26 protein-coding genes are annotated in these 25,856 nt (G+C 72.1%); 10 read left to right on the plus strand and 16 right to left on the minus strand.

Features of this window, described 5'->3' with window-relative positions; genetic code table 11:
* Positions 1-140: 140 nt before the first annotated feature.
* The 5 genes from ACWDS7_RS06170 (at position 141) to ACWDS7_RS06190 (ending at position 5,011) form a co-directional block, all read left to right on the plus strand.
* Positions 141-1,550, plus strand: coding sequence for a glutamine synthetase family protein (locus tag ACWDS7_RS06170; RefSeq protein WP_451928346.1), 1,410 nt, complete (start codon positions 141-143; stop codon positions 1,548-1,550).
* A 138-nt stretch (positions 1,551-1,688) separates the two neighbouring features.
* Positions 1,689-2,690: a hypothetical protein gene (locus tag ACWDS7_RS06175; RefSeq protein WP_451928347.1), complete on the plus strand. Its 1,002-nt coding sequence runs from the start codon at positions 1,689-1,691 to the stop codon at positions 2,688-2,690.
* Between the two features lie 173 nt (positions 2,691-2,863).
* Positions 2,864-3,610: a VOC family protein gene (locus ACWDS7_RS06180; RefSeq protein ID WP_451928348.1), complete on the plus strand. Its 747-nt coding sequence runs from the start codon at positions 2,864-2,866 to the stop codon at positions 3,608-3,610.
* Positions 3,611-3,878: 268 nt separating this feature from the next.
* Positions 3,879-4,334 (plus strand): nuclear transport factor 2 family protein, encoded by a 456-nt coding sequence (locus ACWDS7_RS06185; protein WP_451928349.1) that lies wholly within the window; start codon positions 3,879-3,881, stop codon positions 4,332-4,334.
* 2 nt (positions 4,335-4,336) lie between these two features.
* On the plus strand, positions 4,337-5,011 hold the full coding sequence (locus ACWDS7_RS06190; RefSeq protein ID WP_451928350.1) for an SDR family NAD(P)-dependent oxidoreductase: 675 nt from the start codon (positions 4,337-4,339) through the stop codon (positions 5,009-5,011).
* Between the two features lie 110 nt (positions 5,012-5,121).
* Here ACWDS7_RS06190 and hisF read toward each other — a convergent pair whose 3' ends face one another.
* The 9 genes from hisF to hisD form a co-directional block, all read right to left on the minus strand.
* Positions 5,122-5,892, minus strand: a complete 771-nt coding sequence (gene hisF / locus ACWDS7_RS06195; protein ID WP_451928351.1) for an imidazole glycerol phosphate synthase subunit HisF — start codon at positions 5,890-5,892, stop codon at positions 5,122-5,124.
* A 13-nt stretch (positions 5,893-5,905) separates the two neighbouring features.
* Positions 5,906-6,298, minus strand: coding sequence for a RidA family protein (locus ACWDS7_RS06200; protein ID WP_148269081.1), 393 nt, complete (start codon positions 6,296-6,298; stop codon positions 5,906-5,908).
* Between the two features lie 25 nt (positions 6,299-6,323).
* Entirely contained in the window at positions 6,324-7,046 is a 723-nt protein-coding gene (gene priA, locus ACWDS7_RS06205) for a bifunctional 1-(5-phosphoribosyl)-5-((5-phosphoribosylamino)methylideneamino)imidazole-4-carboxamide isomerase/phosphoribosylanthranilate isomerase PriA (RefSeq protein ID WP_306857815.1), read from the minus strand.
* A gap of 4 nt (positions 7,047-7,050) precedes the next feature.
* Positions 7,051-7,392 (minus strand): hypothetical protein, encoded by a 342-nt coding sequence (locus ACWDS7_RS06210; protein ID WP_451928352.1) that lies wholly within the window; start codon positions 7,390-7,392, stop codon positions 7,051-7,053.
* A gap of 7 nt (positions 7,393-7,399) precedes the next feature.
* On the minus strand, positions 7,400-8,029 hold the full coding sequence (gene hisH, locus ACWDS7_RS06215) for an imidazole glycerol phosphate synthase subunit HisH (RefSeq protein WP_451928369.1): 630 nt from the start codon (positions 8,027-8,029) through the stop codon (positions 7,400-7,402).
* Positions 8,026-8,181 carry a hypothetical protein gene (locus tag ACWDS7_RS06220; RefSeq protein ID WP_306857811.1) on the minus strand — a complete coding sequence of 52 codons (156 nt, stop codon included), beginning with the start codon at positions 8,179-8,181 and terminating at the stop codon, positions 8,026-8,028. The genes hisH and ACWDS7_RS06220 overlap by 4 nt, the downstream gene beginning before the upstream one ends.
* A 43-nt stretch (positions 8,182-8,224) precedes the next feature.
* On the minus strand, positions 8,225-8,845 hold the full coding sequence (gene hisB, locus ACWDS7_RS06225) for an imidazoleglycerol-phosphate dehydratase HisB (RefSeq protein ID WP_306857810.1): 621 nt from the start codon (positions 8,843-8,845) through the stop codon (positions 8,225-8,227).
* A complete protein-coding gene (locus ACWDS7_RS06230) occupies positions 8,842-9,918 on the minus strand; it encodes a histidinol-phosphate transaminase (RefSeq protein WP_306858565.1) in 1,077 nt (358 codons plus the stop codon). The genes hisB and ACWDS7_RS06230 overlap by 4 nt, the downstream gene beginning before the upstream one ends.
* Before the next feature lie 61 nt (positions 9,919-9,979).
* Positions 9,980-11,287, minus strand: coding sequence for a histidinol dehydrogenase (gene hisD / locus ACWDS7_RS06235; RefSeq protein WP_306857809.1), 1,308 nt, complete (start codon positions 11,285-11,287; stop codon positions 9,980-9,982).
* Between the two features lie 99 nt (positions 11,288-11,386).
* Here hisD and ybaK point away from each other — a divergent pair, with 99 nt between their 5' ends.
* Together ybaK and ACWDS7_RS06245 are read left to right on the plus strand one after the other, a co-directional pair.
* A complete protein-coding gene (ybaK, locus tag ACWDS7_RS06240; RefSeq protein ID WP_306857808.1) occupies positions 11,387-11,887 on the plus strand; it encodes a Cys-tRNA(Pro) deacylase in 501 nt (166 codons plus the stop codon).
* A gap of 97 nt (positions 11,888-11,984) precedes the next feature.
* Positions 11,985-13,376 (plus strand): amidase, encoded by a 1,392-nt coding sequence (locus ACWDS7_RS06245; RefSeq protein WP_451928353.1) that lies wholly within the window; start codon positions 11,985-11,987, stop codon positions 13,374-13,376.
* Here the strand turns inward: ACWDS7_RS06245 and ACWDS7_RS06250 are convergent.
* On the minus strand, positions 13,363-13,911 hold the full coding sequence (locus ACWDS7_RS06250) for a hypothetical protein (RefSeq protein ID WP_306857806.1): 549 nt from the start codon (positions 13,909-13,911) through the stop codon (positions 13,363-13,365). The genes ACWDS7_RS06245 and ACWDS7_RS06250 overlap by 14 nt on opposite strands.
* Positions 13,912-14,009: 98 nt before the next feature.
* Here ACWDS7_RS06250 and murA point away from each other — a divergent pair, with 98 nt between their 5' ends.
* Positions 14,010-15,332, plus strand: coding sequence for a UDP-N-acetylglucosamine 1-carboxyvinyltransferase (gene murA, locus ACWDS7_RS06255; RefSeq protein WP_306857805.1), 1,323 nt, complete (start codon positions 14,010-14,012; stop codon positions 15,330-15,332).
* A gap of 94 nt (positions 15,333-15,426) precedes the next feature.
* Positions 15,427-17,727: a transglycosylase domain-containing protein gene (locus ACWDS7_RS06260; protein ID WP_451928354.1), complete on the plus strand. Its 2,301-nt coding sequence runs from the start codon at positions 15,427-15,429 to the stop codon at positions 17,725-17,727.
* A gap of 98 nt (positions 17,728-17,825) precedes the next feature.
* On the opposite strand, the gene ACWDS7_RS06265 is transcribed toward ACWDS7_RS06260, so the two are convergent.
* Complete coding sequence (locus ACWDS7_RS06265; RefSeq protein ID WP_451928355.1) at positions 17,826-18,656, minus strand: hypothetical protein; 831 nt, start codon at positions 18,654-18,656, stop codon at positions 17,826-17,828.
* Positions 18,649-19,164: a SigE family RNA polymerase sigma factor gene (locus tag ACWDS7_RS06270; protein WP_306857801.1), complete on the minus strand. Its 516-nt coding sequence runs from the start codon at positions 19,162-19,164 to the stop codon at positions 18,649-18,651. The genes ACWDS7_RS06265 and ACWDS7_RS06270 overlap by 8 nt, the downstream gene beginning before the upstream one ends.
* A gap of 191 nt (positions 19,165-19,355) precedes the next feature.
* On the opposite strand from ACWDS7_RS06270, the gene ACWDS7_RS06275 reads away from it, so the two are divergent.
* On the plus strand, positions 19,356-20,288 hold the full coding sequence (locus ACWDS7_RS06275; RefSeq protein ID WP_451928356.1) for a hypothetical protein: 933 nt from the start codon (positions 19,356-19,358) through the stop codon (positions 20,286-20,288).
* Positions 20,289-20,544: 256 nt separating this feature from the next.
* Here the strand turns inward: ACWDS7_RS06275 and ACWDS7_RS06280 are convergent, their stop codons facing one another.
* The 4 genes from ACWDS7_RS06280 to ACWDS7_RS06295 all read right to left on the minus strand — a co-directional run bounded on the left by ACWDS7_RS06280 (position 20,545) and on the right by ACWDS7_RS06295 (position 25,669).
* Positions 20,545-21,855, minus strand: a complete 1,311-nt coding sequence (locus ACWDS7_RS06280; protein WP_451928357.1) for a serine hydrolase domain-containing protein — start codon at positions 21,853-21,855, stop codon at positions 20,545-20,547.
* A gap of 159 nt (positions 21,856-22,014) precedes the next feature.
* Positions 22,015-22,980, minus strand: a complete 966-nt coding sequence (locus ACWDS7_RS06285; RefSeq protein ID WP_451928358.1) for a TolB family protein — start codon at positions 22,978-22,980, stop codon at positions 22,015-22,017.
* A 109-nt stretch (positions 22,981-23,089) separates the two neighbouring features.
* Positions 23,090-24,235 carry an MFS transporter gene (locus ACWDS7_RS06290; RefSeq protein WP_451928359.1) on the minus strand — a complete coding sequence of 382 codons (1,146 nt, stop codon included), beginning with the start codon at positions 24,233-24,235 and terminating at the stop codon, positions 23,090-23,092.
* 75 nt (positions 24,236-24,310) lie between these two features.
* Positions 24,311-25,669: a galactose-binding domain-containing protein gene (locus ACWDS7_RS06295; RefSeq protein WP_451928360.1), complete on the minus strand. Its 1,359-nt coding sequence runs from the start codon at positions 25,667-25,669 to the stop codon at positions 24,311-24,313.
* Positions 25,670-25,856: the final 187 nt, after the last annotated feature.

Here is a 25,856-nt window from a genome sequence, read left to right on the forward strand (position 1 = left end):
CCCGCCCATGACCTTTTGCCGTTCTCTCACCCGGCGCTCCCGTCCGATCCACGCGGGAGCGCGGGACCACCGCATCCCCGTGACGCCGAGCCCCGCGCGATGTGCTTCCACTGTCCCCGAGGACGTGTTACGCAGAGAGCATGGGAGATCGTCACAACGTCACCGGGGTTCATCGGCTCGACCCGGCGGGTCTTCGCGTCGTCGAACACGCCGAGACGGAGCACGTGGAGCTGGTCCGTTTCCTCTACGCCGACCACGGCGGGGTGATCCGGGGCAAGGCCACCTCGCGCTCCCGGCTGGCCGAACGGCTCGTCTCCGGCATCGGGCACACCGTGGCGATGATGGCGATGAACATGCTCGACCAGCTCCAGGAGGTCGAGCATCTCGGCCCGGTCGGTGAGGTCCGCCTCGTCCCCGACCCGGCCACCTTCGTCACCCTCCCCTACGCCCCCGGCGCCGCGGCCATGCTGTCGGACCTGCGCCAGATCGACGGCTCCCCCTGGGCCGCCTGTCCCCGCACCTTCCTGCGCGAGGCGATCGCCGCCCTGGCCGACGAGGGCCATGTCGCCGTCGCCGCCTACGAGCCCGAGTTCACCCTCGGCCGCCGGGTGCCCGGCCCCGACGGGGGACTGGACCGGCTGGTCCCGGTCGACGACAGCCTCTGCTACGCCACCACCGGCTTCGACCAGGCCCACGACTACACGATGCGCCTGGTCCACGCCCTGGAGACGCAGGGGCTGCGGGTCGAGCACTACCACCCCGAGCTCGGCCACGGCCAGCAGGAGCTGTCCATCCGCCACGCCTCCGCCATGCGGGCCGCCGACAACCAGATGATCTACCGCGAGACCGTCCGCGGCGTCGCCTCCCGCATGTCGCTGTGGGCCTCCCTCGCCCCCAAGCCGCTGGCCGACCAGGCCGGCAACGGCGCCCACCTCCATCTGTCCCTGTGGGACCCCGCGCTGCGGGTCAACGCCTTCGGCGACGCCTCCGACCGCTACGGCCTGTCGGCCACGGCCTACTGCTTCATCGGCGGCCTGATCGCCCATCTCCCGGCGCTCACCGCGCTGACCTGCGGCTCGGTGAACAGCTTCCGGCGGCTGGCGCCGAGGATGTGGTCGAGCGCCTACGCCTGCTACGGCATGGACAACCGGGAGGCGGCGGTGCGGATCTGCTCCCCGGTGGGAGAGGACGCCGAGGCGTCGGCCAACCTGGAGATCAAGCCCTCCGACTCCTCGGCGAACCCCTACCTGTCGCTCGGCGCCGTCATCCACGCGGGCCTGGACGGCATCCGCCGCGGGCTCGACCCCGGCGAGGCCGTCAACGTCGACCCCGCCACCCTCACCGAGAGCCGGCTGGCCGCCCTGGGCGTGCGCCGCCTGCCCGCGACCCTGGACGAGGCCCTGGGCGCCCTGGAGGCCGACGATGTCCTCATGGACGCCCTCGGCCCCCTCCGCTCCTCCGCCTACCTGGCCGTCAAACGCTCCGAGGCCCGGGCCTTCGCCGCCGAGGACGCCTCCTACGAGCTGTTCCACCACTTCCGCGTCTTCTAGGACCTCGGCCGGGCGCCCCACCTGTCCGGCCCCGTCCGAGCCCACGGCACCGGCGCCGGGGCGGTGAGCTGGGAGCCACCTGGGCGGGTGGGGTCCTGATCGGTTGTAGCGGCCAGTGACCTCCTCTAGGGTCACACCATGAAGATCGGGCAAGCGCGAGCGGTGGCGGCGCGCTGGGTGGCGGGCCACCAGGTCCCCGGTTTCGCCGGCGCCTACGTCAGCGGCTCGGCCGCCTGGCTCCCGGCCGAGGCGGAGCTCCCGACCTCCTCCGACGTGGATCTGGTCATCATGGTGGACGGCGAGGTCCCGCCCAAGCTGGGCAAGTTCCGGCATGAGGGCGTGCTGCTCGAGGTCAGCTACGCGCCGTTGCAGCCCGCGGAGACCATACTCGCCTCGCCGGCCCTGGCACCCGGGTTGAGCAGAGGCGTCCTCCTGGCCGACCCGGACGGATCGCTGGCCGCACTGCAGACCGCCGTGGCAAGGGAGTTCGCCCGCCCGCATTGGGTCCGCACCCGATGCGCGGCGCTGGAGGACCGCATCGCCACCCTGACCCAGCTCGATGTCAGCCGACCGCTCGCCGAGCGGGTCCTCTCCTGGGCGTTCCCGGCGAGCCTGCCCACGCTGGTGATCCTCACGGCCGCCCGCGCCAACCCAACTGTCCGCCGCCGCTACGTGGCGGCCCGAGAGGTCCTCCTGAGGTGCGGCGGAGCCGACTTCCACGAGGAACTGCTCGACTGGCTCGGGTGCGCCCACTTCTCCAGGTCCCAGGTCGCCGCGCACCTGCGGCGGCTGACCGACGTCTACGACCGCGTGCCGTACGACCCGGCAAGGCCGTACGGGACCGATCTCACCCCCGAGGCCCGGCAGATCTCCATCGACGGCACCCACGACCTCATCGAGCAGGGCCTGCACCGGGAGGCGACCTGGTGGATAGTGGTCACCTTCGCGCGATGTCTGACATTCGACCCCTACGGCACCGCCGCCCTGCAGGAATTGCTCGATGATCTGGGCGTCGGCACACCGGCGGCGATGCAGCGGAAGGCCAGGACGGTGGTGGCCGGCTTCCCCAGACTCCGGCAGGCGTCCGAGGCGCTCATAGCCGCACACGATGCCCCGGAAACGATGGACGGACACACGTGATCTTGGTTCTTCGCATTTCATGACCGCCACCCGCACCGTGCCACTGCTCCGCAGTGATCGCGGAAAATCCACCGGACATACCCCTGGACCGCTCCGATGGAGGACACCGCGGGGGTGGCGTGCCGGCCGTGCGGTTCCTCGCGGTCCGTCCACGTGGGCATAAGATCGGCGGCATGACGTTGCGGCTTGTTCAGATCGCGATGAATGCTCAGGATGACTCCGTGGTCGGCCGGTTCTGGGCGGAGGCGCTCGGCTGGGGTGTCTCCAGCGAGGGACCCGGCGTGACCAACCTCGAACCCGTGGGCTTCACCTATCCCGACCCCGTCGCCGTCTGTATCGACGTCCTTCGCGTCCCGGAACCCAAAACGGTGAAGAACCGGGTGCACGTCGACCTCGCCACCACCTCCGCGGCCCATCAGGCGGACCTGGTCGCGCGCCTCCAGGATCTCGGCGCGACGCCCGCCGACGTGGGCCAGGGCGACGTCCCGTGGACGGTCCTCGCCGACCCGGAGGGCAACGAGTTCTGTGTGCTGGAGCCCCGGGAGATCCACCGGGACACCGGGCCGATCGCCACGCTGGTGGTCGACTGCGCGGACCCGCGGGCCATGGCCCGGTTCTGGGGCGAGGCGATGGACTGGACCCTGCACGAGGTGACCGACGATCACGCGGTGCTGCGCTCCGCCAAGGGCGTCGGCCCGTATCTCGAGTTCCTCCGCACGCCCGGCGCGGAGACCGCGAAGACCGTGAAGAACCGCATTCATCTCGACCTCCGGCCGTACCCCGGTGACGATCAAGCGGCGGAGGTTGCCCGGCTGAAGGCCCTCGGCGCGACGCCCGCCGACGTGGGCCAGGGCGACGTCCCGTGGACGGTCCTCGCCGACCCGGAGGGCAACGAGTTCTGCGTCCTCACCCCGGCCTGACGCGGAGCCTCCCCGCCTGTGTGCCGGACAGCGGCAAGCCGCCTGCCAGGTGCTCGATCTCCAGGCGCTGAAAGAGTCGTGAACAGTTACGGGACAACAAGTACTTCAAGTTGAGCTCCTCCGAGAACCGCGAAGTATCGCAGGTCACGCAGGCGGATGCCCATAACGGACGGTTATCACAGCGGATATTGGACACGCCAGATATCGGTGCAGCATGATCCTCGTGCCCGGTGGGAGCACCGGTGACCGATTATCCGAGGAGTGAATCATGAGCCGCGTCGAGGACCGCCTGGCGATCATCGAGGTCTGTACCCGGATGGGCTGGCACGCCGACCAACGCGAGTGGGACCGGCTGAGGACGATCTTCTCTGACACGGTGACGCTGGACTACACCAGTCTCAACGGCGGCGAGCCCGCGACGCTCACCCCCGAGCAGATCGTCGGCGCCTGGTCGGTGGTGCTGGGCGGCTTCGACGCCACCCAGCATCTGATCACCAACCATCTGGTGGCCGTGGACGGCGACACCGCGGTCTGCACCGCGTCCTTCCAGGCCACCCACCGCCTGGCGAACCCTTTCGGGTCACCCTTGTGGACGCTGGGCGGCACCTACCGCTTCGACCTGGTCCGCGCCGACGGTGATTGGCGGATCAGCGGTGTGGTGATGACCGCCACCTGGGCCGACGGCAACAAGGACCTGATGGCCCTGGCCGCGGGCACATCGTGATCGTGCTGGTGACCGGTGCGAACCGGGGCATCGGGCGGGAGGTCTGCCGGCAGCTCGCCGCCCTCGGCCACACCGTGCTGCTCACCGCCCGATCGGCGGAGGCGGCCACCGCCGCGGCCGCGGAGCTCGGACCGGAGGTGCATCCCGTGCGGCTCGACGTCACCTCCGAGGACGACGCCGTACGGGTGGCCGGAGAGGTCGCCGGACGGTTCGGACGGCTGGACGTGCTGGTCAACAACGCCGCCATCACCTACGACACCTGGCAGCGCGCCTCGACCGCGGACCTGGACGTCGTACGGCGGGCGGCCGAGACCAACCTGTACGGCCCGTGGCGGCTGACCCAGGCGCTGCTGCCGCTGCTGCGCGAGAGCGCCCATCCCCGGATCGTCAACGTCTCCAGCGAGGCCGCGTCGCTGACCAACATGGGCGGCGGCACCCCCGCCTACACCTCGTCCAAGGTCGCCCTCAACGCCCTGACCCGGATGCTCGCCGCCGAGCTGCGCTCCGACCGGATCCTGGTCAACGCCGTCTGCCCGGGATGGGTCGCCACCGACATGGGCGGGCCCGGCGGCCGCCCCGTCCCCGAGGGCGCCGCGAGCGTCGTGTGGGCCGCCACCCTGCCCGACGGCGGCCCCACCGGCGGTTTCTTCCGCGACGGCCGTCCGCTCCCCTGGTGAGCGCCGCTCCACGGAGCGGAATTCAATGATCTCGGTAATGGGCGGCACGGGGAACGTGGGCGCCGAGCCGGTCCGAGCGGCCCGACGCCCCGCCCCGGACGCCGCACTCGTCAGCGGACGGGGTGACCCGCCGCGCGCAGCGTTTCCTTGACCTCGCCGATCTTGAGCTGGCCGAAGTGGAACACCGACGCGGCCAGGACCGCGTCCGCCCCCGCCTCGACGGCCGGGGGGAAGTCCTCCAGCGCCCCGGCGCCGCCGCTGGCGATCACCGGGACCGACACCGCGGCCCGGACGGCGCGGATCATCTCCAGGTCGTAGCCGTGCCGGGTGCCGTCGCCGTCCATGGAGTTGAGCAGGATCTCCCCCGCGCCCAGCTCCTCGCCACGGCGGGCCCACTCGACCGCGTCGATGCCGGTGCCGCGGCGGCCGCCGTGGGTGGTCACCTCGTAGCCGGAGGGGGTCGGCGGGCCGTCGACCACCCGGCGGGCGTCCACCGACAGCACGACGCACTGCGCGCCGTAGCGCTGCGACGCCTCGGTCAGCAGCTCCGGCCGGGCGATCGCGGCGGTGTTCAGGCCCACCTTGTCCGCCCCCGCGCGCAGCAGCAGGTTGACGTCCTCGACCGAGCGCACTCCCCCGCCCACGGTCAGCGGGATGAACACCTGCTCGGCCGTCCGGCGGACCATGTCGTAGGTCGTCGACCGGTCGGAGCTGGAGGCCGTGATGTCGAGGAACGTCAGCTCGTCGGCCCCCTCCGCGTCGTAGCGGCGGGCCAGCTCGACCGGGTCGCCGGCGTCACGGAGGTTCTCGAAGTTGACACCCTTGACGACCCGCCCGGCGTCCACGTCCAGGCAGGGGATCACTCTTACCGCGACACTCATCTTCTACAGCTCCTCATTCACGGTAGGCCTCGACCTCGGCCTCGACAAGCATGCGCGGGTCGATCAGGCCCGCCACCCGGACCCCGGTGCAGGTGGGACGGACCTCGCCGAACAGCTCGGCGTGCGCGCGGCCCACCTCGTCGTAATGCTCGTCGTCGACCACGAAGTAACGGACCCGGACCACGTCGTGGCGGGACAGGCCGGCCTTCTCGATGGCGTCCAGCGCGACGCCGAAGGCGGTCAGCGACTGCCGGTAGGCGTCGCCGACGTGCTGGACCTCACCTCCGACGGTGGCGGTGCACCCCGAGACGATCACCCATGGCCCCGCCACCACCGCGCGGGCGTAGCCGTAGCGCTCCTCCCAGACGCCACCGCTGAACACCCGGGTGCCCGAGCGGTGGCTCACCGCGTCTCCTCTCACCGGCCGCAACCTACGAGCTCACCGCGGCCAGGGCCTCTTCGAGGGTGAAGGCCTGCGCGTAGAGGGCCTTGCCGACGATCGCGCCCTCGACCCCGATCGGGACCAGCTCCGCCAGGGCGCGCAGGTCGTCGAGGGAGGACACACCGCCGCTGGCGACCACCGGCCGGTCGGTGCGGGCGCAGACCTCACGGAGCAGGTCGAGGTTGGGGCCGCGCAGCGTGCCGTCCTTGGTGACGTCGGTGACGACGTAACGGGAGCAGCCGTCGGCCTCAAGGCGCTCCAGCACCTCCCACAGGTCGCCGCCCTCCTTCGTCCAGCCGCGGGCGGCGAGGGTGGTGCCGCGGACGTCGAGGCCGATCGCGACCCGGTCGCCGTACTCAGCGATGATCTTGGAGCACCAGGCGGGGTTCTCCAGGGCGGCGGTGCCGATGTTCACCCGGCGGCAGCCGGTGGCCAGCGCGGCCTCCAGGGAGGCGTCGTCGCGGATACCGCCGGACATCTCCACCTTGACGTCGAGGGCCTCCACGACGGAGGCCAGCAGCTCGCGGTTGGAGCCGCGGCCGAAGGCGGCGTCGAGGTCGACCAGGTGGATCCACTCGGCGCCGGCCTCCTGCCAGGCGAGCGCCGCGGACAGGGGGTCGCCGTAGGAGGTCTCGGTGCCGGCCGCCCCCTGGACCAGGCGGACCGCCTGGCCGTCGGCGACGTCCACGGCGGGCAGCAACTCTAGCGACATCTGATCAGGACCTCCGGTCGAAGACGAGGGTGACGAAAAGCGGCACGAAGAGCACCGAGAGAACGAACACGCCGAACCGCGCGGCCCACGAGGACCACAGCAGCCAGGCGATCACCTGGACGATGAAGAACAGGACGGCCACGAGGCCGTTCTGCGCACGGCGACGGCGGGCGACGATGCCGCCCTGGACGGCGATCCGGACCGGCCTGCGGGGCAGCAGCGCGGTGACCCGCCCGACCCGCTCGCGCCGCCGGGCCAGCCGGGCCTCGCGCTCGGCGCGCAGGGCCGCCTGACGCGCCCGCTCGGCCTCACGCTCGGCCCTGCGCCTGGCACGTTCCTTGCTCACCGGCGGCTCACTTGAGGGTGCCGAGCCAGTTGGCGAGCAGCCGAGCTCCGGCGTCACCCGACTTCTCCGGGTGGAACTGGGTCGCCATGAGCGGGCCGTTCTCCACCGCCGCGACGAACGGGACGCCGTGCTCGGACCAGGTGACCAGGGGGTCTCTGAAGCCCGGCCCGGCGTCCAGCTCCCACTTCCGCACGCCGTAGGAGTGGACGAAGTAGAAGCGCGTGTCGGGGTCGATCCCGTCGAACAGCACGCTGCCCTCGGGCGCGCTGACCGTGTTCCAGCCCATGTGGGGCAGGACCGGCGCGTCGAGACGCTCGACCGTGCCGGGCCACTCGCCGCATCCCTCGGTCGTGACGCCGTGCTCGACGCCCGTGCCGAACAGGATCTGCATGCCGACGCAGATGCCCAGGACCGGCCGGCCGGCCGCCAGGCGCCGGTCGATGATGCGCTCCCCGCGCACGGCGCGCAGCCCGGCCATGCAGGCGGCGAACGCGCCGACGCCGGGGACGACGAGGCCGTCGGCCTCCATCGCCGCCGTGTAGTCGGAGGTCACCGTGACCTCGGCCCCGACCCTGGCCAGGGCGCGCTCCGCCGAGCGGAGGTTGCCGGATCCGTAGTCAAGAACGGTTACGTTCACCACCAGAGCACCGCCGCGGTAGTCGCCAGGGCCGCCAGGACGGCCAGCAGCAGCGCGCCGACCTTCAGCCCCTGTTTGAAGAAGGAGATGATCCCGCCGACCAGGAAGAGTGCCACGAAGGCCATGGCGACGGCGGTCCAGTTGTCGCTCACGTCTGTCTCCGGCCCGGGCGGACGGGCAGGCCGCCGCGCCCGCTCACAGGACACCCTTGGTGCTCGGCACGCCGGTGGCGCGGGGGTCGAGCTCGGAGGCCTCGCGCAGCGCCCGGGCCAGGGCCTTGAACTGGGCCTCGACGATGTGGTGGGCGTTGCGGCCGTAGGGGACGTGGACGTGCAGGCAGATGGCGGCCTGGGCGACGAACGACTCCAGGATGTGCCTGGTCATCGTCGTGTCGTATTCGGCGCCGATCATCGGGGCCATGCCCTCGGGCTCGGTGTGCACCAGGTAGGGCCGGCCGGACAGGTCGACCGTGACCTGGGCGAGGGCCTCGTCGAGCGGGCAGGACGCGCTGCCGAACCGGCGGATGCCCGACTTGTCACCCAGGGCCTCGCGGAACGCCGCCCCCAGCGCGAGCGAGGTGTCCTCGATCGTGTGGTGGGAGTCGATGTGGAGGTCGCCCTCGGTCTTGACGGTCAGGTCGAACAGGCCGTGCTTGCCGAGCTGGTTCAGCATGTGGTCGTAGAACCCGACGCCCGTGGACACCTCGACCTGCCCGGTGCCGTCGAGGTCGACCTCGACCAGCACCGAGGTCTCCTTGGTGACGCGCTCGACGCGGCCCAAGCGCTTGGCGGGCCCGTCTCCGGCGGGACTGCTCACAGGATTCCCTCCAGGGCGGCGCGGAAGGCCGCCATCTCCTCGGTCGTTCCGATCGAAACTCTCAGCCACTCCGGCGGCCCCACCTCGCGGATCAGCACCCCGCGGTCGAGGACGGCCTGCCAGACCGCGTGCCGGTCGGCGAACCGGCCGAACAGCACGAAGTTGGCGTCGGAGTCGGCGACCTGCAGCCCCTTGCCGCGCAGCCACTCCACCGTGGCGTCCCGCTCGGCCCGCAGCGTGTCGACGGTGCCGAGCAGCTCGGCCCGGTGGGCGAGCGCGACGCGCGCCGCCGCCTGGGTGAGCGTGGACAGGTGGTACGGCAGGCGGACCAGGAGCAGTGCCTCGATCACCGACGGGTGGGCGGCGAGATAGCCGAGCCGGGTGCCCGCCATGGCGAACGCCTTGGACATGGTCCGCGTGACGATGAGCCGGGGGTTGTCCGGCAGCAGGGTCAGCGCGGACGGGGTGCCGGTGCGGGCGAACTCGAAGTATGCCTCGTCCACGACGACCATGCCGGGCGCGGCCTCGACGATCCGGGCGATCACGGCCGGGTCGAGCGCGGTGCCGGTGGGGTTGTTGGGCGAGGTCAGGAACACGACGTCGGGCCGGTGCTCCTCGATCGCGGCGATGGCCTTACCGGGGTCGAGCCCGAAGTCCTCCTCGCGCGCCCCGGAGATCCACTCGGTCGAGGCGCCGGTGGTGATGATCGGGTGCATGGAGTAGGACGGCTCGAAGCCGAGCGCGCTGCGGCCGGGGCCGCCGAAGACCTGCAGGATCTGCTGGAGCACCTCGTTGGAGCCGTTGGCCGCCCAGACCTGCTCGACGGTCAGGCCGTGGCCCAGATAGGAGGCCAGGTCACGGCGGAGGGCCAGGGCGTCGCGGTCGGGGTAGCGGTTGAGGCCGGCCGCGCCGTGCCGTACGGCCTCGGCGAGGTCGGCGACCAGGGACGCCGAGGGCCCGTAGGGGTTCTCGTTGGTGTTGAGCCGGACCGGGACGTCGATCTGGGGCGCGCCGTAGGGCGACCGTCCCCGGAGGTCGTCGCGGATCGGCAGGTCCTCAAGCCTCATCGAGATCTCTCCCGGTCGGAACGGTCACGGGTCGCCGCGCGCCCGGTGAGCACGGGCCGGCAGGTCCTCATGAGGGGACCTCCCAGTCGAATCTCGCGCGGATCGCCGCGCCGTGCGCCGGCAGGTCCTCGGCGTCGGCCAGGACGCACACGTGGGCGGCGGCGCCGGCGAGGGCCTCGCGGCTGTAGTCGACGACGTGGATGCCGCGCAGGAAGGTCTGCACCGACAGCCCGGAGGAGTGGCAGGCGCAGCCGCCGGTGGGCAGCACGTGGTTGGACCCGGCGAGGTAGTCGCCGAGCGAGACCGGCGCGTAGGTGCCGACGAAGATGGCTCCGGCGTTGCGGACCCGGGCCGCCAGCGCGGGCGCGTCGGCGGTGTGGATCTCCAGGTGCTCGGCGGCGTAGACGTCGACGACGCGCAGGCCGGCCTCCATGTCGTCGACGAGGATGATGCCGGACTGGCGGCCGGACAGGGCCTCGGCGATGCGCTCACTGTGCTTGGTGGCGGCGACCTGGCGGGGCAGCTCCCGCTCGACGGCCTCGGCCAGCTCGACGGAGTCGGTGACGAGGACGGCGGCGGCGATCGTGTCGTGCTCGGCCTGGCTGATCAGGTCGGCGGCGACGTGCACGGGGTCGGCCGTGGAGTCGGCGAGGATCGCGATCTCGGTGGGCCCGGCCTCGGAGTCGATGCCGATGCGGCCCTTGAGCAGCCGCTTGGCGGCGGCGACCCAGATGTTGCCGGGGCCGGTGACCATGGTGACCGGCGCGCACTCCTCGGTGCCGTAGGCGAACATGGCCACGGCCTGGGCGCCGCCGACGGCGTAGACCTCCTCCACGCCGAGCAGCGCGCACGCGGCCAGGATGGTGGGGTGCGGCAGTCCGCCGAACTCCTTCTGCGCGGGTGAGGTGACGGCCAGCGAGGCCACCCCCGCCTCCTGGGCGGGGACGACGTTCATGACCACGCTGGAGGGGTAGACCGCGCGGCCGCCGGGGACGTAGAGGCCCACCCGGTCGACGGGGACCCAGCGCTCGGTGACGGTGCCGCCGGGCACGACCTGGGTGGTGACGTCGGTGCGCCGCTGGTCGCGGTGGACGAGGCGGGCGCGGCGGATCGACTCCTCCAGCGCCGCCCGGATCCTGGGGTCGAGCTCCTCCAGCGCGCCGGCGACGGCCTCGGCGGGGACGCGGGTGGACTCCAGCTCGACGCCGTCGAACCTGGCGGTCAGCTCCCGCACCGCCTCGACCCCGCGATGATGCACGTCCTCGCAGATCGGCCGCACTTTCTCCAGGGCGGCTTCGACGTCGAGTTCGGCACGGGGCAGCACGTGGCGCAGGTCCTCGGGGAGGGCTCCGCGCAGGTCGGTACGGGAAATCACCCGTCCAGTCTACGGAGGTCCGGCACCCGGTCACGTTCCGTCCGCCATCCGGACATGCCCTTTACAAAGTAGATTTTAACCGGCCACTAAGCTTCCCCTGTGAGCAAGAGCAAGAACAAGGGTGGTCAGGGGACACCGGCGACGGTGGCGCTTACCCAGGCGAAGGTGGATTTCACTCTCCACCCCTACACACACGACGCCGGCTCCCAGGCCTACGGCGAGGAGGCCGCCGACGCGCTCGGCGTGCCGTACGGGCAGATCTTCAAGACCCTCGTGGCCGAGGTGGAGGGCGGGCTGGCCGTCGCGGTGGTGCCGGTGGCGGGCAAGCTCGACCTGAAGGCGTTCGCGGCGGCGCTCAGCAGCAAGCGGGCGGCGATGGCCGACGCGGCGAAGGTGGAGCGGGTCACCGGCTACGTGGTGGGCGGGATCAGCCCGCTGGGTCAGCGCAGGCGGCTGCCGACCGTGATCGACGCCTCCGCGCTGGACCACCCGACGATCTACTTCTCGGCCGGGCGGCGCGGGCTGCAGATCGAGACCGCCCCGGCGGAGCTGATCAGGCTGACGCAGGCGATCACCGCCCCCATCGGCAAGACAGGCTGATCTCCCCGGCCATCCTGTTGTCGAAGGTTGCCGACGCGGCCGGCGGCGGCCTTCGGCGAGACTCGGCGCAGGCCGTAACCTCGATCGGGGGGAGCAGATGTTTTACCTGACCGCTACCGAGATGCTCGAACTCCTGCGCACCAGGCAGGTCAGCGCGGTCGAGCTGCTGGAGGCGCACCTGCGCCGGATCGAGGAGATCAACCCGCGGGTCAACGCGATCGTCACCCTGGTGGCCGAGCGCGCCCGGCGGGAGGCCGAGGAGGCGGACCGCGACCTGGCCAGGGGGCGGTGGCGGGGGCCCCTGCACGGCCTGCCGGTCGCGCACAAGGACCTGGCCGACACCGCCGGGATCCGCACCACCTACGGCTCGCCGCTCTTCGCCGACCACGTCCCCGGCGCCGACTCCCCGATCGTGCGGCGGATGCGCGAGGCCGGGGCGATCATGGTCGGCAAGACCAACACCCCGGAGTTCGGCACCGGCTCGCACACCGTCAACGAGCTGTTCGGCGCCACCCGCAACCCCTACGACCTGTCGAAGTCGGCCGGCGGCAGCAGTGGCGGGGCCGCGGCGGCGCTGGCGTCCGGGATGGTGGCCCTGGCCGACGGCTCGGACATGGGCGGGTCGCTGCGCAACCCGGCCTCCTTCTGCAACGTGGTCGGGCTGCGGCCGACCCCGGGACGGGTGCCCTCGCCGTCCGCGACGGCGGCGTGGTTCACCCTCGGCGTGCCGGGCCCGATGGCCCGCACCGTGGAGGACCTGGCGCTGCTGATGAGCGTGATCTCCGGGTTCGACGCCGCCTCCCCCCTGTCGATCGCCGAGGGCGGGGCGGTCTTCGCCGCGCCGCTGGAGCTGGACCTGACCGGGCTGCGCATCGCGTGGAGCCCCGACCTGGGCGGGCTGCCGGTGGACGCGGAGACGGCGAAGGTCACCGCCGACGCCCCCGCGGTGCTCGCGGGGCTGGGCGCGCGGGTGGAGCGGGTCGAACTGGACCTGTCGGACGCCGAGGACGCCTTCCGGATCTACCGGGCGTGGTACTACGCGCTGTCCTACGGCGACCTCCCCCAGGACCGCCTGGGGGAGAACGTGCGCTGGAACGTCGAGCGGGGACGCGCGGTGACCGGGGCGGACCTGGCCAGGGCGGAGCGGCTGCGCAGCGGCCTCTACCAGCGGATGGCCGGGTTCTTCGGCACCTACGACTTCCTGATCGCGCCGGTCAGCCAGGTGCCGCCGTTCCCGGTGGACGCGCCGCACGTCTCGGAGATCAACGGGCAGGCGCTGCCCGACTACCTGGCCTGGATGCGCTCGGCCTACTGGATCAGCGTGCTGCACGCCCCCGCGGCGTCGGTGCCGTGCGGCTTCACCTCCGGCGGGCTGCCGGTGGGCGTGCAGATCGTCGGGCGCCCCTTCGGCGACCTGGACGTGCTGCGGCTGGCCCACGCCTTCGAGCGGGCCACCGGGCACGGCACCCGCAGACCTACCTGCCGCTGATGTCGTAGGTCGACAGCGGCCCGTAGGGGTCCTGCCCGCCGAACGGGCGGCGCAGCGGCGAGTCGCGGTAGCCGGCGACGCCCTCCAGGGCGAAGAACAGGCCGACGGCGAGCAGCGGCCAGGCGCACATCACCCCCTGCGCGGTCAGGCCCAGCGGGCCGGGGATCAGGGTCACGGCCGTGCCGGCGGCGGTGACGCTCTGCGTGCCGAGATTGACCGCCCGGCCGACCTCCAGCGTGAGGTAGGCGCCGAGCAGGCCGCCGGCGGCCAGGCCCAGCACCACCGCGAGCGGGCGCCCCCGGCGCGACAGGGTGTAGCCGACGGCGCCGCAGGCCAGCCCGAGCACACCGGTGACGACGGCGAACCAGCCGTCGGCCGCGATGAGCGTCTGGGTGGAGGGGTCGGCGAGCAGCGGGCCCTGCTTGGTCATGACGTACGGCGGGCGCGGCGCGAGGAGCGACCACAGGACACCGGCGACCACTCCCAGGAGGCCGAGCACGAGCACTGTGACGGTGAAGTCGCGCGCATGCCGCAATGTGTTTCCCCTCACCCTCTGTACTGATGTGCCCGATGTTACCGATCCCCCGGCCCGTGCTCCCCGAGACTTCGACCGAATCCCGTTAGTCTGTCCGGGTGAACGAAGAGGTATGGCTGATCGAACCCTCCGGGCCGCTACGCGGCGACGTCGAGGTCCGCGGCTCCAAGAACGGCGTCTCCAAGCACATGGTCGCCGCGATGCTGGGCACCGGCGAGAGCACTATCCACAACGCCCCCGACGTGGGCGAGGTCGGGATCACCGCGCAGATGCTGCGGGCGCTCGGCATCGACGTGGAGATCACGCCCCGCGAGATCAGCATCGCCCAGGGACCGCAGATCAACCCGCACGTGCCGGCGGCGTTCACCGGTCTCAACCGGATCCCCATCCTGATGCTGGGCCCGCTGCTGCACCTGGCGGGCGAGGCGTTCGTGCCGCTGGTGGGCGGCGACCCGATCGGACGCCGGCCCGTCGACTTCCACGTCGAGGCCCTGCGCGCCATGGGGGCCGAGGTCGAGGTGAGCGACACCGGCGTCTACGCCAAGGCCAAGCGGCTGCGCGGGACCCGGCTGGAGCTGCCCTACCCGAGCGTGGGCGCGACCGAGACGATCCTGATGTCGGCGGTGCTGGCCGAGGGCAAGACCGTGCTCAAGGGCGCGGCCATGGAGCCCGAGGTGGTGGAGCTCGCCCTGTTCCTGCAGCGCATGGGCGCGCGCATCGAGCTCAGCCCCGACCGGCGCATCGTGATCGAGGGCGTGGAGCGGCTGCGCGGCGCCTCCACCTGGCTCAACGGCGACCGGATCGAGGCGTTCTCCTACCTGGCGGCGGGCCTGATCACCGGCGGCGAGGTGCGGGTGCACGGCTGCCCGCAGGACCGGCTGGTCACCGCGATCACCACCCTGGCCCGGATGGGCGCCGAGATGGACATCACCGACGACTACGTGTCGGCGTCCGCGCCGGACGGGCTGCGGGCGGCGGCGGTGCAGACCGACACCCACCCGGGCTTCATGACCGACTGGCAGACCCCGCTGATGGTGCTGTTCACGCAGGCCCAGGGCATGTCCGTGCTGCACGAGACGGTCTTCGAGAACCGGCTGGTCTACGTGCCCGCCCTGCAGCGGATGGGGTGCGAGATCGAGGTCTTCGACGTGTGCCTCGGCGGCCCGGCCTGCCGCTACCACGACACCAACGCCAAGCACTCGGCGGTCGTGCGGGGAGTTTCGAAGCTGCGCGGCGCCGACGTGACGCTGCCCGACATCCGCGCCGGCTTCTCCGCCGTGCTCGCGGCCGCGGCCGCGGAGGGCACCTCCACACTGCGCGGGGTGCACCACATCGAGCGGGGCTACCACCGTCCCTTCGAGCAGTTCGCCTCGCTGGGCCTGAAGATCAGCAGGGAGATCGTCGGACCGGAGGGCCAGTAGCGGACAGGCTCCCGAAAGTAAAAAATCCCGCCCGGACGTTTGTGCCTGATCGTCCGGTCGCACCTTACTATCTGTGACATCGCGACGACATGAGGTGAGACGTGGCCCCGCCGCGTGCCTGCGCGGGCTGATGGCCTGCGGTGTGCTCGGCGGGCTGCTGGCCGCGGTCGCGGCCCTGCCGCTGGCCGGCACCGCCGGGATCACCGCCCACAACGTCGCGCGCACGGTGACCGACCTGCCCCCCAGCCCGCGGGAGGACCCCCTCCCCCAGCGCACGGTGCTGCTCGACCGCAACGGCAGGCAGTTCGCCCAGTTCTACACGGAGAACCGGACGGTCGTGCCGCTCGGCAAGGTCGCCCCGATCATGCGCCAGGCGATCGTGGCGATCGAGGACTCCCGGTTCTACGAGCACGCGGGGCTCGACATCAAGGGGACGATCCGGGCCCTGGTGACCAACACCCAGGCGGGCGGGGTACGGCAGGGCGGGTCCTCCCTCACCCAGCAGCTCGTCAAGAACATCCTGGTCGAGAACGCCCAGACCAGCGCCGAGCGCGCCCAGGCCCGGGCGCCGAGCCTCCGGCGCAAGATCACCGAGCTGCGGTACGCCCTGGCGCTGGAGAAGAAGTACAGCAAGGCCGAGATCCTGGAGCGCTACCTCAACATCGCCTACTTCGGCGCCGGAGCCTTCGGGATCGAGGCGGCGGCCCAGCGGTTCTTCTCGGTCCCGGCCTCGCGGCTGTCCCTGCAGCAGGCGGCGACGCTGGCCGGCGCGGTGCGCACGCCGTACGCGACGGACCCGTCGCTGGGCCCGCAGCGCCGCGCCCGCCTGCAGGAGCGCAGGGACACCGTGCTGGACCGGATGGCCCAGGTGGGCGACATCACCCAGGTCCAGGCCGACGCCACCAAGCGGGCCCCCCTGAACATCCGGCTGAAGCCGGAGCCCGGCGGCTGCGCCGAGAGCGCCTACCCCTATTTCTGTCTCTACGTCCACAAGGAGCTGCTGACCAACCCGGTGTTCGGCAACACCCGCGCCGAGCGGGAGCGCCGCCTGGCCAGGGGCGGCATCGTGCTGCGCACCACCGTGGACCCGGTCGCGCAGCGGGCGGCGCAGCGGGCCATCTCCTCGCGGGTCGCCCCGGCCGACACCGAGGTCGCGGCCGAGGCCATGATCGAGCCGGGGACCGGCCGGATCCGGGCGATGGCCGCCAGCAAGAAGTACGGCCGCAACTCCGGCAACACCGACAACGGCCCCAGGACCACCTTCAACCTGCCCGCCGACGTGGCGCACGGCGGCGGGCAGGGGTTCCAGGCCGGCTCCACGTTCAAGGTGTTCACCCTGACCACCGCGCTGGGCAAGGGCTGGCGGTTCGACGAGGGCTTCATGACGCCGGGCCGCTACGTGCCCGCCTCGGGCTACGTCGACTGCCGGGGCCGCCGGGTCAACGACCCCGGCGCCGAGATCTTCAACGCCAGCGGCGAGGGCAAGGGCGGCCCGCAGAGCATCTCCACCGGCACCTGGAAGTCGGTGAACATCTTCTACATGATGCTGGAGCGGCGCGTGGGCCTGTGCCCGGTGGTCAGGACCGCCAGGGCGCTCGGCATCGTCCGGGCCGACGGCAGGCCGCTGCGCGAGGTCCCCACCTTCACCCTCGGGGTCAACGAGATGGACCCGGTGACGGTGGCCGGGGCGTTCGCCGCGCTGGGCGCGCGGGGCCGCTACTGCCGCCCGATGGCCATCACCGACATCGTCGAGCGCGACGGCAGGCGGGTCCAGGTGCCGCCGAGCTGCGAGCAGGCCGTCGAGCGCGAGGTGGCCGACGCGGTCAACCACGTCCTGTCCGGGGTGTTCACCAAGGGGACGATGACGGGCCAGGGCATCGGCCGCGACGCGGCGGGCAAGACCGGCACCAACAACGGCTACACCTCGGCGTGGTTCGCCGGATACACCCCCGACCTGGCCGCGGCGGTCAGCGTGGGCGACATCCGCGGCTCCTACCGCCATCCGCTGCGCGACGTGACGATCGGCGGCGAATACTACGGCGCGGTGCAGGGCGCCTCCCTGCCCGGCCCGATCTGGGTGTCGTCCATGTCCGCCGCCCTGGAGGACGTCGAGCCGTCCTCCTTCCACCACCCGGACATGGGCCGCTTCGGCGGTGGCTTCACCCCCGGCATGGAGAAGGACAAGGACGACAAGGACCGGGACGGCGAGCGCAGCGCCGCCGGGCGGCGCGGCGGCTGGGGGCACGCGACCGGGCGGCGTACGGACGCCCGCCCGCACCAGCGGAACGTGCGTGACCAGGCCGGGTACGGCGACCGCGGCCACGGCCCGTACCGGGGGTGGCGGGACGGGCCGTACCGGGAGTGGCGGGACGGGCCGTACCGCGGCCGCCGCTGAGCCGGTGACGGGCGGGTCCCGTCCCGGCGGGGAGTTCGGGAGATCTCCCGAGGGCTCCGGTCTCCACGGGTGAGCCCTCGGACGATCTCCCGGGGAACTCAGCCGCCGGCGGGCGCCTCGGTGGCCTTCCCCGCGTCCCCGCCGTCGGCGGCGGGCGCCTGTCCGGTCTTCCCCGGGTCCCCGTCGGTGGCGGTAAGGCCCTGGGCGATCTTCCGCAGCTCGCGCTCGACCGCTTCCGGGGTGCCCAGATCCTTGACGAAGGCCGGGCTGAGCATGATCTCGGCCATCCGTTCGGGGCCCATGTGGAGGAACATCGTGGGGGTGCCCCTGCCGCCGTCCTCACCGACCCACCGGGTGACCAGATAACCGGTCCGGTCGCCGATGGTCACTTCCTCGCCGTCGGACTTGTCGCGGTAGGACTGCACGGCCTCGCGGGGCTCCTGAACGGCCTGCCCCTCGAAGACGTGGATCTGGACGCAGTAGAAGCCGTTCTTGTCGCCGTCGTAGTTCCACGAGGTCGTGTACTGGTCACCCCCGTCGATCGACCAGTGGGACCACTGCAGGCCGTCGGGCAGGTATCCCACCTTGACGCGTCCGAAGGCCTTTCCGTCGCCCAGGTCTCCGAAGTCGAGGGTGGGCGACGGGGTGGGCAGCGGGGGCGGCTCGAAGGGCTGCGGCACAGCGGATCCGGTGCTGTCGGGTGACACCACCGCGGCCGCGGGCCCCGGCACGGCCGTGTGCCCGGAGGCGAGGGTCAGACCGGTGGGCACCGTGATCCCCACGACGGCCACCGCGGCGGCCACCGCGGCGTACCTGGTCCGCACCGTCCTGCGCCGTGAGGAGCGGATGACCCGGTCCACCAGGTCGGGCGCGGCGCGCAGCCGCGCCGTCTCGTCCGCCATGATCTGGCGGAGGTCGTCCTCAAGCATGGACATTCCTGATCAGCCCTTCCACTGATTCGGCGCCGAGCGCCGACCGGAGCTTGGTGAGCGCTTTCGACGCCTGGCTTTTCACGGTGCCCACCGAGCAGCCGAGGATCTCCGCGGTCTGGGTCTCGCCGAGGTCCTCCCAGTAACGCAGGACGACCACCGCGCGCTGCCGGGGAGGCAGGGCCCGCAGGGCGTCCATGAGCACGTGGCGCAGGTCGACGTCGGTCTCCCCGACCGGCAGCTCGGGCGGGGTGTGCGTCGGGAGGATCCGCAGGATCGCCCGGCGGCGGGCGCGGCTGATGGCGGTGTTGACGATGACGCGGCGGACATAGGGCTCGGGGCTGTCGTGACGCACCCGGTCCCACTTGCGGTAGGTGCGCTCCAGCGCCGTCTGCAGCAGATCCTCCGCGTCCCGTTCGTCACCGCACGCGAGGTAGGCGACCCGCAGCAGGCTGGTGCCACGCGCGGCGACGAACGCGCCGAACCCGTCGTCCTCCGGGCCGCTCACGCCTGTTCATCCGATTTCATGCCCTCTAATACGCCTGGACCGGACAGACCGTTGCCCGCATCGACCTCCCTGATTCCGGGAGACTCATGGATTCGGCGGGCAACGTCCCGGACGGCCCAGGCGTATTAGGTGGCATGCGAACTGATCATTCGAGGGACCGGACAACGCGCCCGGCCACGCCGATCCGCCGGTTGACCGCGACAGGGATCGGTCTGGCCGTGGTGGGCGCCATCGCGCTGTCGAGTCCGCAGCCCGTACCGGCTCTCCGGCCCGCGGCCGCCTCTCAGGCGGTGACGGCTCCGGCGGAGGGCGCCTACTGGCATACCCGGACGCTCTGGAAGGGCACCTACTCCCACCAGCTCGGGCGTGGGAAGAACCGCTACTGGGTGGAGCAGCAGTCCGTCGCGGAGAGATGGACCGCGCTCGACGGCAGGACCTGGCGGGGATTCCGGGATCTCGGCGTGCGTCCGAAGAGCGCCGCGGACGAGCGGGCATGGCGCCGCGACGGCTCCCCGACCACCTGGACCCGCACCGCGAACGGCATGACGGCCTCCCTGTCCACCAAGCCGGACAAGGGCATGGTCATTCTCGACAAGGGCGCAAAAGGCGCTCCCCTGATCGGGTTCGACCTGGTCGACCGGATGCTGTCGTACGAGCAGGCCCAGGCTCTGCCCACGGACCCGGCTGGGCTGAAGGCCTGGATCGACAAGGCGTCGCGGGATCCGAACGCCCACGTCTCCGACGACTTCCGCGAGAGCTATGTGAGGGGGCAGCTGGTCGGCATACTGTCCGAAGCCCCGGTGAAGGAGGTCCGCGCCGCGGCGTACGAGGCGCTGCCGACGATGCCCGGCGTCCGTTCCCTGGGGAAGGTCGAGGACCCGCGGGGCAGGACCGGCCAGGGCTTCCTCGTCGACGTCGACTCGGGCAAGGGCTCCGGCGGATCACGGCAGAAGCAGTTCACCGTCACTGAGCGGCTGATCGTCGACACCGGCACGATGACGCCCCTGGCCTCCGACGTGAAGACCATGGTGGACGGCGAGCCGTTCCCCGCCAAGACCTCCACCACGATCACGCTCCAGGCCGGTTGGACCGACGGCGAGCCGGCGGTGCCCGCCCTCCCGTGAAGGACTCCGGCGTTCCCGGGACCGGGGAGGTCCTGGGAACGCGTCATGAGACGGGACGGCCATTCGGGCGGGGCCTTCGATCTGGCCCCCGTCGCCGGCGTGTGCGCGGGCTCGGCTCCGGCCGCGGGGGCCTGGAGCGGAGCCCGCGCACGCGTCTGGGCGGCGGTCACGGCACGGCGTCCACGTGCCCGGCCGGCATGCGACGGGCGCCCACCCCAGCCGGAGATCCGGGCGGGCCGGCCACGGGAGCGTGCGGCTATCTCTTGACCAGGACCTGCTGGGTCGGGAAGGGCGTGAGCGGCCGCCCGCCCTTCGCCAGGGGCGCGGTGGGGCCGCACAGGGCCTGGACCATGTGGTCCCCGAGCGCGAGATCGATCGCGTGGGGCTGGAGAACGCCGTTCTCGTCGAAGCGCTGGTACTTCATCAGGTTTATCCCCAAGGAGAGCTGGCGGCGGCCGTCCGGGCTGGACAGCGAGAACGTGCCCATCCCGAACACCCCTCCGTCGTGGCCCCAGAACCGGCCGCACGGCAGGTCCTGGGCGTAGAGGCCGAGCCCGTAGTTCATCAGGACGTTGCCCTGGCCGTCGGTGACCGGCACCGTGGTCTGCATCTGGGCGAGCTGCGCGGAGCCGAGGAGCCTGCCGCCCAGCAGCGCCCGGTAGAACCGGTTGAGGTCGTCCATCGTCGAGACGACCGCGCCCGCCGTGCCCGCCCAGGACATGTCGTAGACGCTGTAGTCGCGCGGCGGGTCGATGTAGCCGTAGAACGACTCGTAGGCCCTGGAGTGCGGCCCGGGGATCAGCGGCGTGCGCGGGAAGGAGGTGTCACGCAGCCCGGCCCTGCGGATCACGTGCCGGGTGATGTACGGCTCGGCGGCGGTGCCGGTCACCTTCTCCAGCAGCAGGCCGGCGATGATGTAGTTGGTGTTGGAGTAGGACCAGTTCTGGCCCGGCTCCCCCGTGGACGGCGCCTCCAGGCCGAACCCCACCAGCTCCTCGGGGGAGAAGGCGCGGAAGCGGTTGTCGTCCAGGCTGGCGGTGGAGCCCTGCTGGAGGGAGGGGAAGGCGCCGAGGACGTAGTCGCCGATGCCGCTGGTGTGGTTGAGCAGCATCCGCACCGTGATCTTCTGGCCGCGCTCCCCCGGGATCAGCTCGGGCAGGTAGCGCGCGACGGGCGCGTCCAGCTCGATCCGCCCCCGCTCGACCTGCTGGAGGATCGCGACCGCCGTGAAGGTCTTGGTGATGCTGCCGACCCGGTGGAGCATCCCGGGGCGGACCGGCCGCTTGGTGCGCACGTCGGCGACCCCGGCCGCCCCGCTCCAGTCCGCGCCGGCGTCCCGCACGGCGGAGTAGGCGCCGTACATCCCGGCCTCGCGGATCGCGTCGAGGCCGCGCCGGAGCGCCTCGCGGTCGAGTCCGGCCGGGGGGCCGGCCGTCGCGGCCGTCGCGGCGGGCGTGGTGGGCACGGCGGCCCAGGTGGCGGGTGCGGCGGCCCAGGTCACGAGCACCGCGCTCAGCCCGAGTCCGGCGATCGTCCGTCCACGGTGGTGGGGTCGCGCGAGAGGCATCGCCCGTCAGCTCCTCAGGTCCGGAAAAATACGACATGACGATCATCGCAATCCGGTCCCGGCCCTCCCTCCTCTCTCTGGATGATCCAGCCTTCATCCGCCGGGACGAAGCCGCCTCGATGTCACATGACAACCGTCATCCGGCCGGCATGACGGCCGTCACCGGACGGCCACCGGGGAGGAGGCCCCGCGCACCAGCCGGGTGGGGGCGCCGGAGCCGTCGGCGGGCACCGACCAGACGTCCCCGGCCCTGCCGTACATCACCGTGCGCCCGTCGAGCCACGCCACCTGGTCGTCGACGCTGGCCCGCTCGGCCAGCGGCGTCTCCCGCATGGTGGCCAGGTCCAGCAGGTGGAGCCGCCACATCCGGGCGGGGTCGGCCGAGACCCGCTTCTTGAACACCAGGCGCGTCCCGTCGGGCGACAGCGACGGGCACTCGGCGTTCTCCCGCAGCGCGCGGGCCTGCCACCTGCCGTAGTCGCCCTCCACGAGGTAGGTCTTCCCGCCGGTGGCCACCGTCGCGTAGAACCGGTTGTCGTCGGCGGCGAAGGTCACGCCCCAGTAGTTCACGTCGGGGGCGTGGTAGCGGCGGCCGTTCAGGGTCAGCGGGATGTCCTCGATGTTGGTCACGGCGTAGCCGGTGCGGGTGTCCAGGATGCCGGTCCAGGTGGAGAAGCCTCCCTCGCTGTAGGAGTCTCCGGTGACGAACACCGTCCACGACGCCATCCGGCCGCTCTGCGACATCCTGGCCCGGTTCGGGATGCCGGCCAGCTTGATCCGGCGCGTCTCCCGCATCGAGCGGTCGAGGATCACCGCGTGCGTGGTGGCCACCGGCCCCGGCCGGGCCACCAGGCAGATCGAGGTCCCGCCGCCCGTGGAGAAGCGGTCGCAGGCCGGGCCGCCGGCCTCGGGCACGGCCGAGGTCGCGGTCAGCGGCACCCCGGCGACCCGGCCGGCCGCCGTACGGAACATCAGCTGCCCGGGACGGAGCGCGCTCTCCCGCCCCGCCTCCTCCTGGACCGGGGCGGGGTCGCGGCGCGCGGCCCAGGCCGCGTAGCCGGCCGCCGCGCCGCCGAGGACGGCAAGGGCGGCCAGCAGCACCAGCAGGCGCCGTACCGGGGTCATGGCCTCCTCCCCGTCACCGGCCGGGGACCGGATGCCCGTGTCACCGTCACCGTCATGGTCATGGTCATGGCCTCCTCCTCGGCGCCCGGCGCCCACGTCATCGGCGGTGTCATGCGTGCCTCCGCACGACGGACCAGGCCCCCAGCAGGCACACCGCGAGCCCGGCGGCCATGACGGCGAGCCCCTGGGCGCTCCCCCACACCGTCCAGACGGCGCCGAACAGGATCGAGGAGAGCAGCCGGGCGCCCGCCTGGCCGGTCTGGAGCAGGGCCAGGCCGCTGGTGCGCAGGTGGGCCGGGAGCATCGGACCCGCCACGGCCATCAGCACGCCGTCGGTGGCGGCGTAGAAGGCCCCCTGCAGGACCAGCACGGCGACGAGCCATCCCGGCCCGATCAGCACCAGGTAGGCGGCGATCAGCGCCACATGCCCGGCCAGGAAGACCGGTACGCGGCCCAGCCGGTCGGCCAGCCGCCCGACGGGCACGGCCAGCAGCAGGTAGGCGGCGGCGGTGCCCAGGGGCAGCAGCGGGAAGTATTCGGCGCCGAACCCGCCGCGCTTCTGCAGGAGCAGGTAGACGAAGGCGTCGCTGAGCGTGACCAGCCCGAGGAGCGCGGCCACCACGCACACCCGCCGGAACGCCGCCTCGCGCAGCAGCGCGGCCACCGCGCGCGGCGAGGTCGCCGGGCGCGGGCCCGGCAGCGGCGGCCGCGGGTCGCGGACGTACATGACCAGCAGCAGCACGCCGAGCACCGCCACGCAGAAGCTGACCACGAACACCGCGTCGTAGGCTCCGCCGGTGCCCGTCAGGACGGCGAAGGCCACCAGCGGGCCGAGCAGCGCGCCGAAGGTGTCCATGGCCCGGTGCACGCCGAACGCCTGCCCGAGGCCGTCCGGCGGGACGCTCAGCGAGATCAGCGCGTCCCGCGGGGCCGTGCGCAGCCCCTTGCCCGTCCGGTCCGCGGCGATCACCGCGCCCAGCGCCGTGACGGAGCCGCCGGCCGCGAGCAGGGCGAGCCTGCACAGCGCCGACAGGCCGTATCCGAGGCCGGCGACCAGCTTGCGCCGCTGCCACCGGTCGGCGAGGTTGCCGCCGGCCAGGCGGACCAGCGCGGTCACCCCGAAGGAGAGCCCGTCCAGCAGGCCGAACTGCAGCAGGTTGAGCCCGAGGGAGAGCGTCAGGTAGAGCGGGAGCACGGCCGTGACCATCTCCGAGGAGATGTCGGTGACCAGGCTGACCGCCCCGAGCGCGAGCACGTTCCCGGGGACTGCGAAGGAGAGCCGGGACCGCGGGCGTGCTCCGTCCGCGGCCCGGCTTGCCGAGATGTACATCTAGTGGCAGGTGTAGGTGGGGCTGCTGTCCTTGACCGCGCCGTCGGTCCCGATGAGCTGCGAGGAGAAGGAGTCGGGGCCGAACTTCAGCTTGAGCACTCCGTAGATGTCCTGCAGCCGCTTCTGGCTGTTGGGCTGGACGTTCTCGATGTTGTACGGCGAGGCGCCGCCCATGCCGCCGAGGATCTCCACGATGCCCTCGGGGTCGGCCTGGGCGTCGGGGTTCTGCGGGGCGAACCGCTCGTAGTGGTGGTCGTGGCCGTTGAGCACCAGGTCGGCCCGGGCGTCATAGAGGATCTTCCAGACCGGCTTGCTCACCGGGTCGTTGCCGTGCTCGCCGGAGCTGAACAGCGGGTGGTGCCAGTAGGCGGCGATGCAGCCCTTGGTGTTGGCGGCCAGGTCGGCCTTGAGCCAGTTGATCTGGGCCGTCTGGTCGAAGTAGTTGGAGTCGAGGGCGACGAAGTGCCAGTTGCCCCGGTCGTAGCTGTAGTAGGTCTTGCCCTGCGGGGTGGCGATGGAGCCGAAGTAGCCCTTGTACCCGGCGTAGGTGCCGGCCGGGTCGTAGGTCTCGTGGTTGCCGGCGACCGGGCGCGTCTTGCTCTTGAACTTGCCCCAGGTCTTGTCGTAGTAGTTCTGGAAGTCCGAGAGCCGGGCGTCGTCGTACTGGTTGTCGCCCATGGTGATGACGAACTCGGGGTTCATCGCCTGGACCTGCGCCGCCGTCTTGGGGTGGGCGCAGGAGCTGGAGCTCGCGGTGCACTGGGCGGCGATGTCACCGGCCGCCGCGACGACGAAGGTGTCGCCCGGGGGCACGGTCGGGGTCACCGTCGGGGTGGGGCTGGGCGTGGCGGTGTCGCCGCCGAACACCTGGAACTCATACAGGGAGTAGCCGTACTCGGTGCCCCGGGCCGTGCCGTACATGCGCACGTAGCGGCCCGAGCCCGACAGGCCCGTCAGGTCGTCCTGACCACCGTCGCCGCTGGTGGTGGAGTAGATGGTCGTCCAGCTCGCGGCGTCGGCGGAGACCTGGATCTTGTAGGCCCTGCCGTAGGCGGCCTCCCAGAACAGTTTGACCCGGGAGATCGGGGTGACCGCGCCCAGGTCGACGCGGATCCACTGCGGGTCGCTGCCCTCCAGGGAGGCCCAGCGGGTCGAGGTGAGGTCGCCGTCGACCGCCTTGCCCGAGCTGTAGGAGGAACCCTCCTTGGACGAGGAGGAGGCGGGCTTGCCCTGCGACAGCAGGGTCTCGGCCGCTTCGGCGCGGCCGGCGGCGACGAGGAGGCCCGCGATGAGGGCGGCGACCGCCACGAGGGCCGGTAAGAGGAGGCGGGGGGCGGGACGAGGCGTCGTTGAAGACACAGGCTGTCTCCTGAGGGGTGAGAGGAGAAGATCACGGCACCGACCACGGCGCCGTGCGACACGCGGCCGGGGCAGCACATCTCTTACTGAGCACGTCACGTCCTCCGGGGGACGCCGTGCCAAGCCGCTCACCGGCATCCTGGCAAGCGGCCAGTACGGTGTCAACGGAAGTTAGGAAGGTTTCCTA

The organism is Streptosporangium sp. NPDC003464, assembly GCF_053588315.1.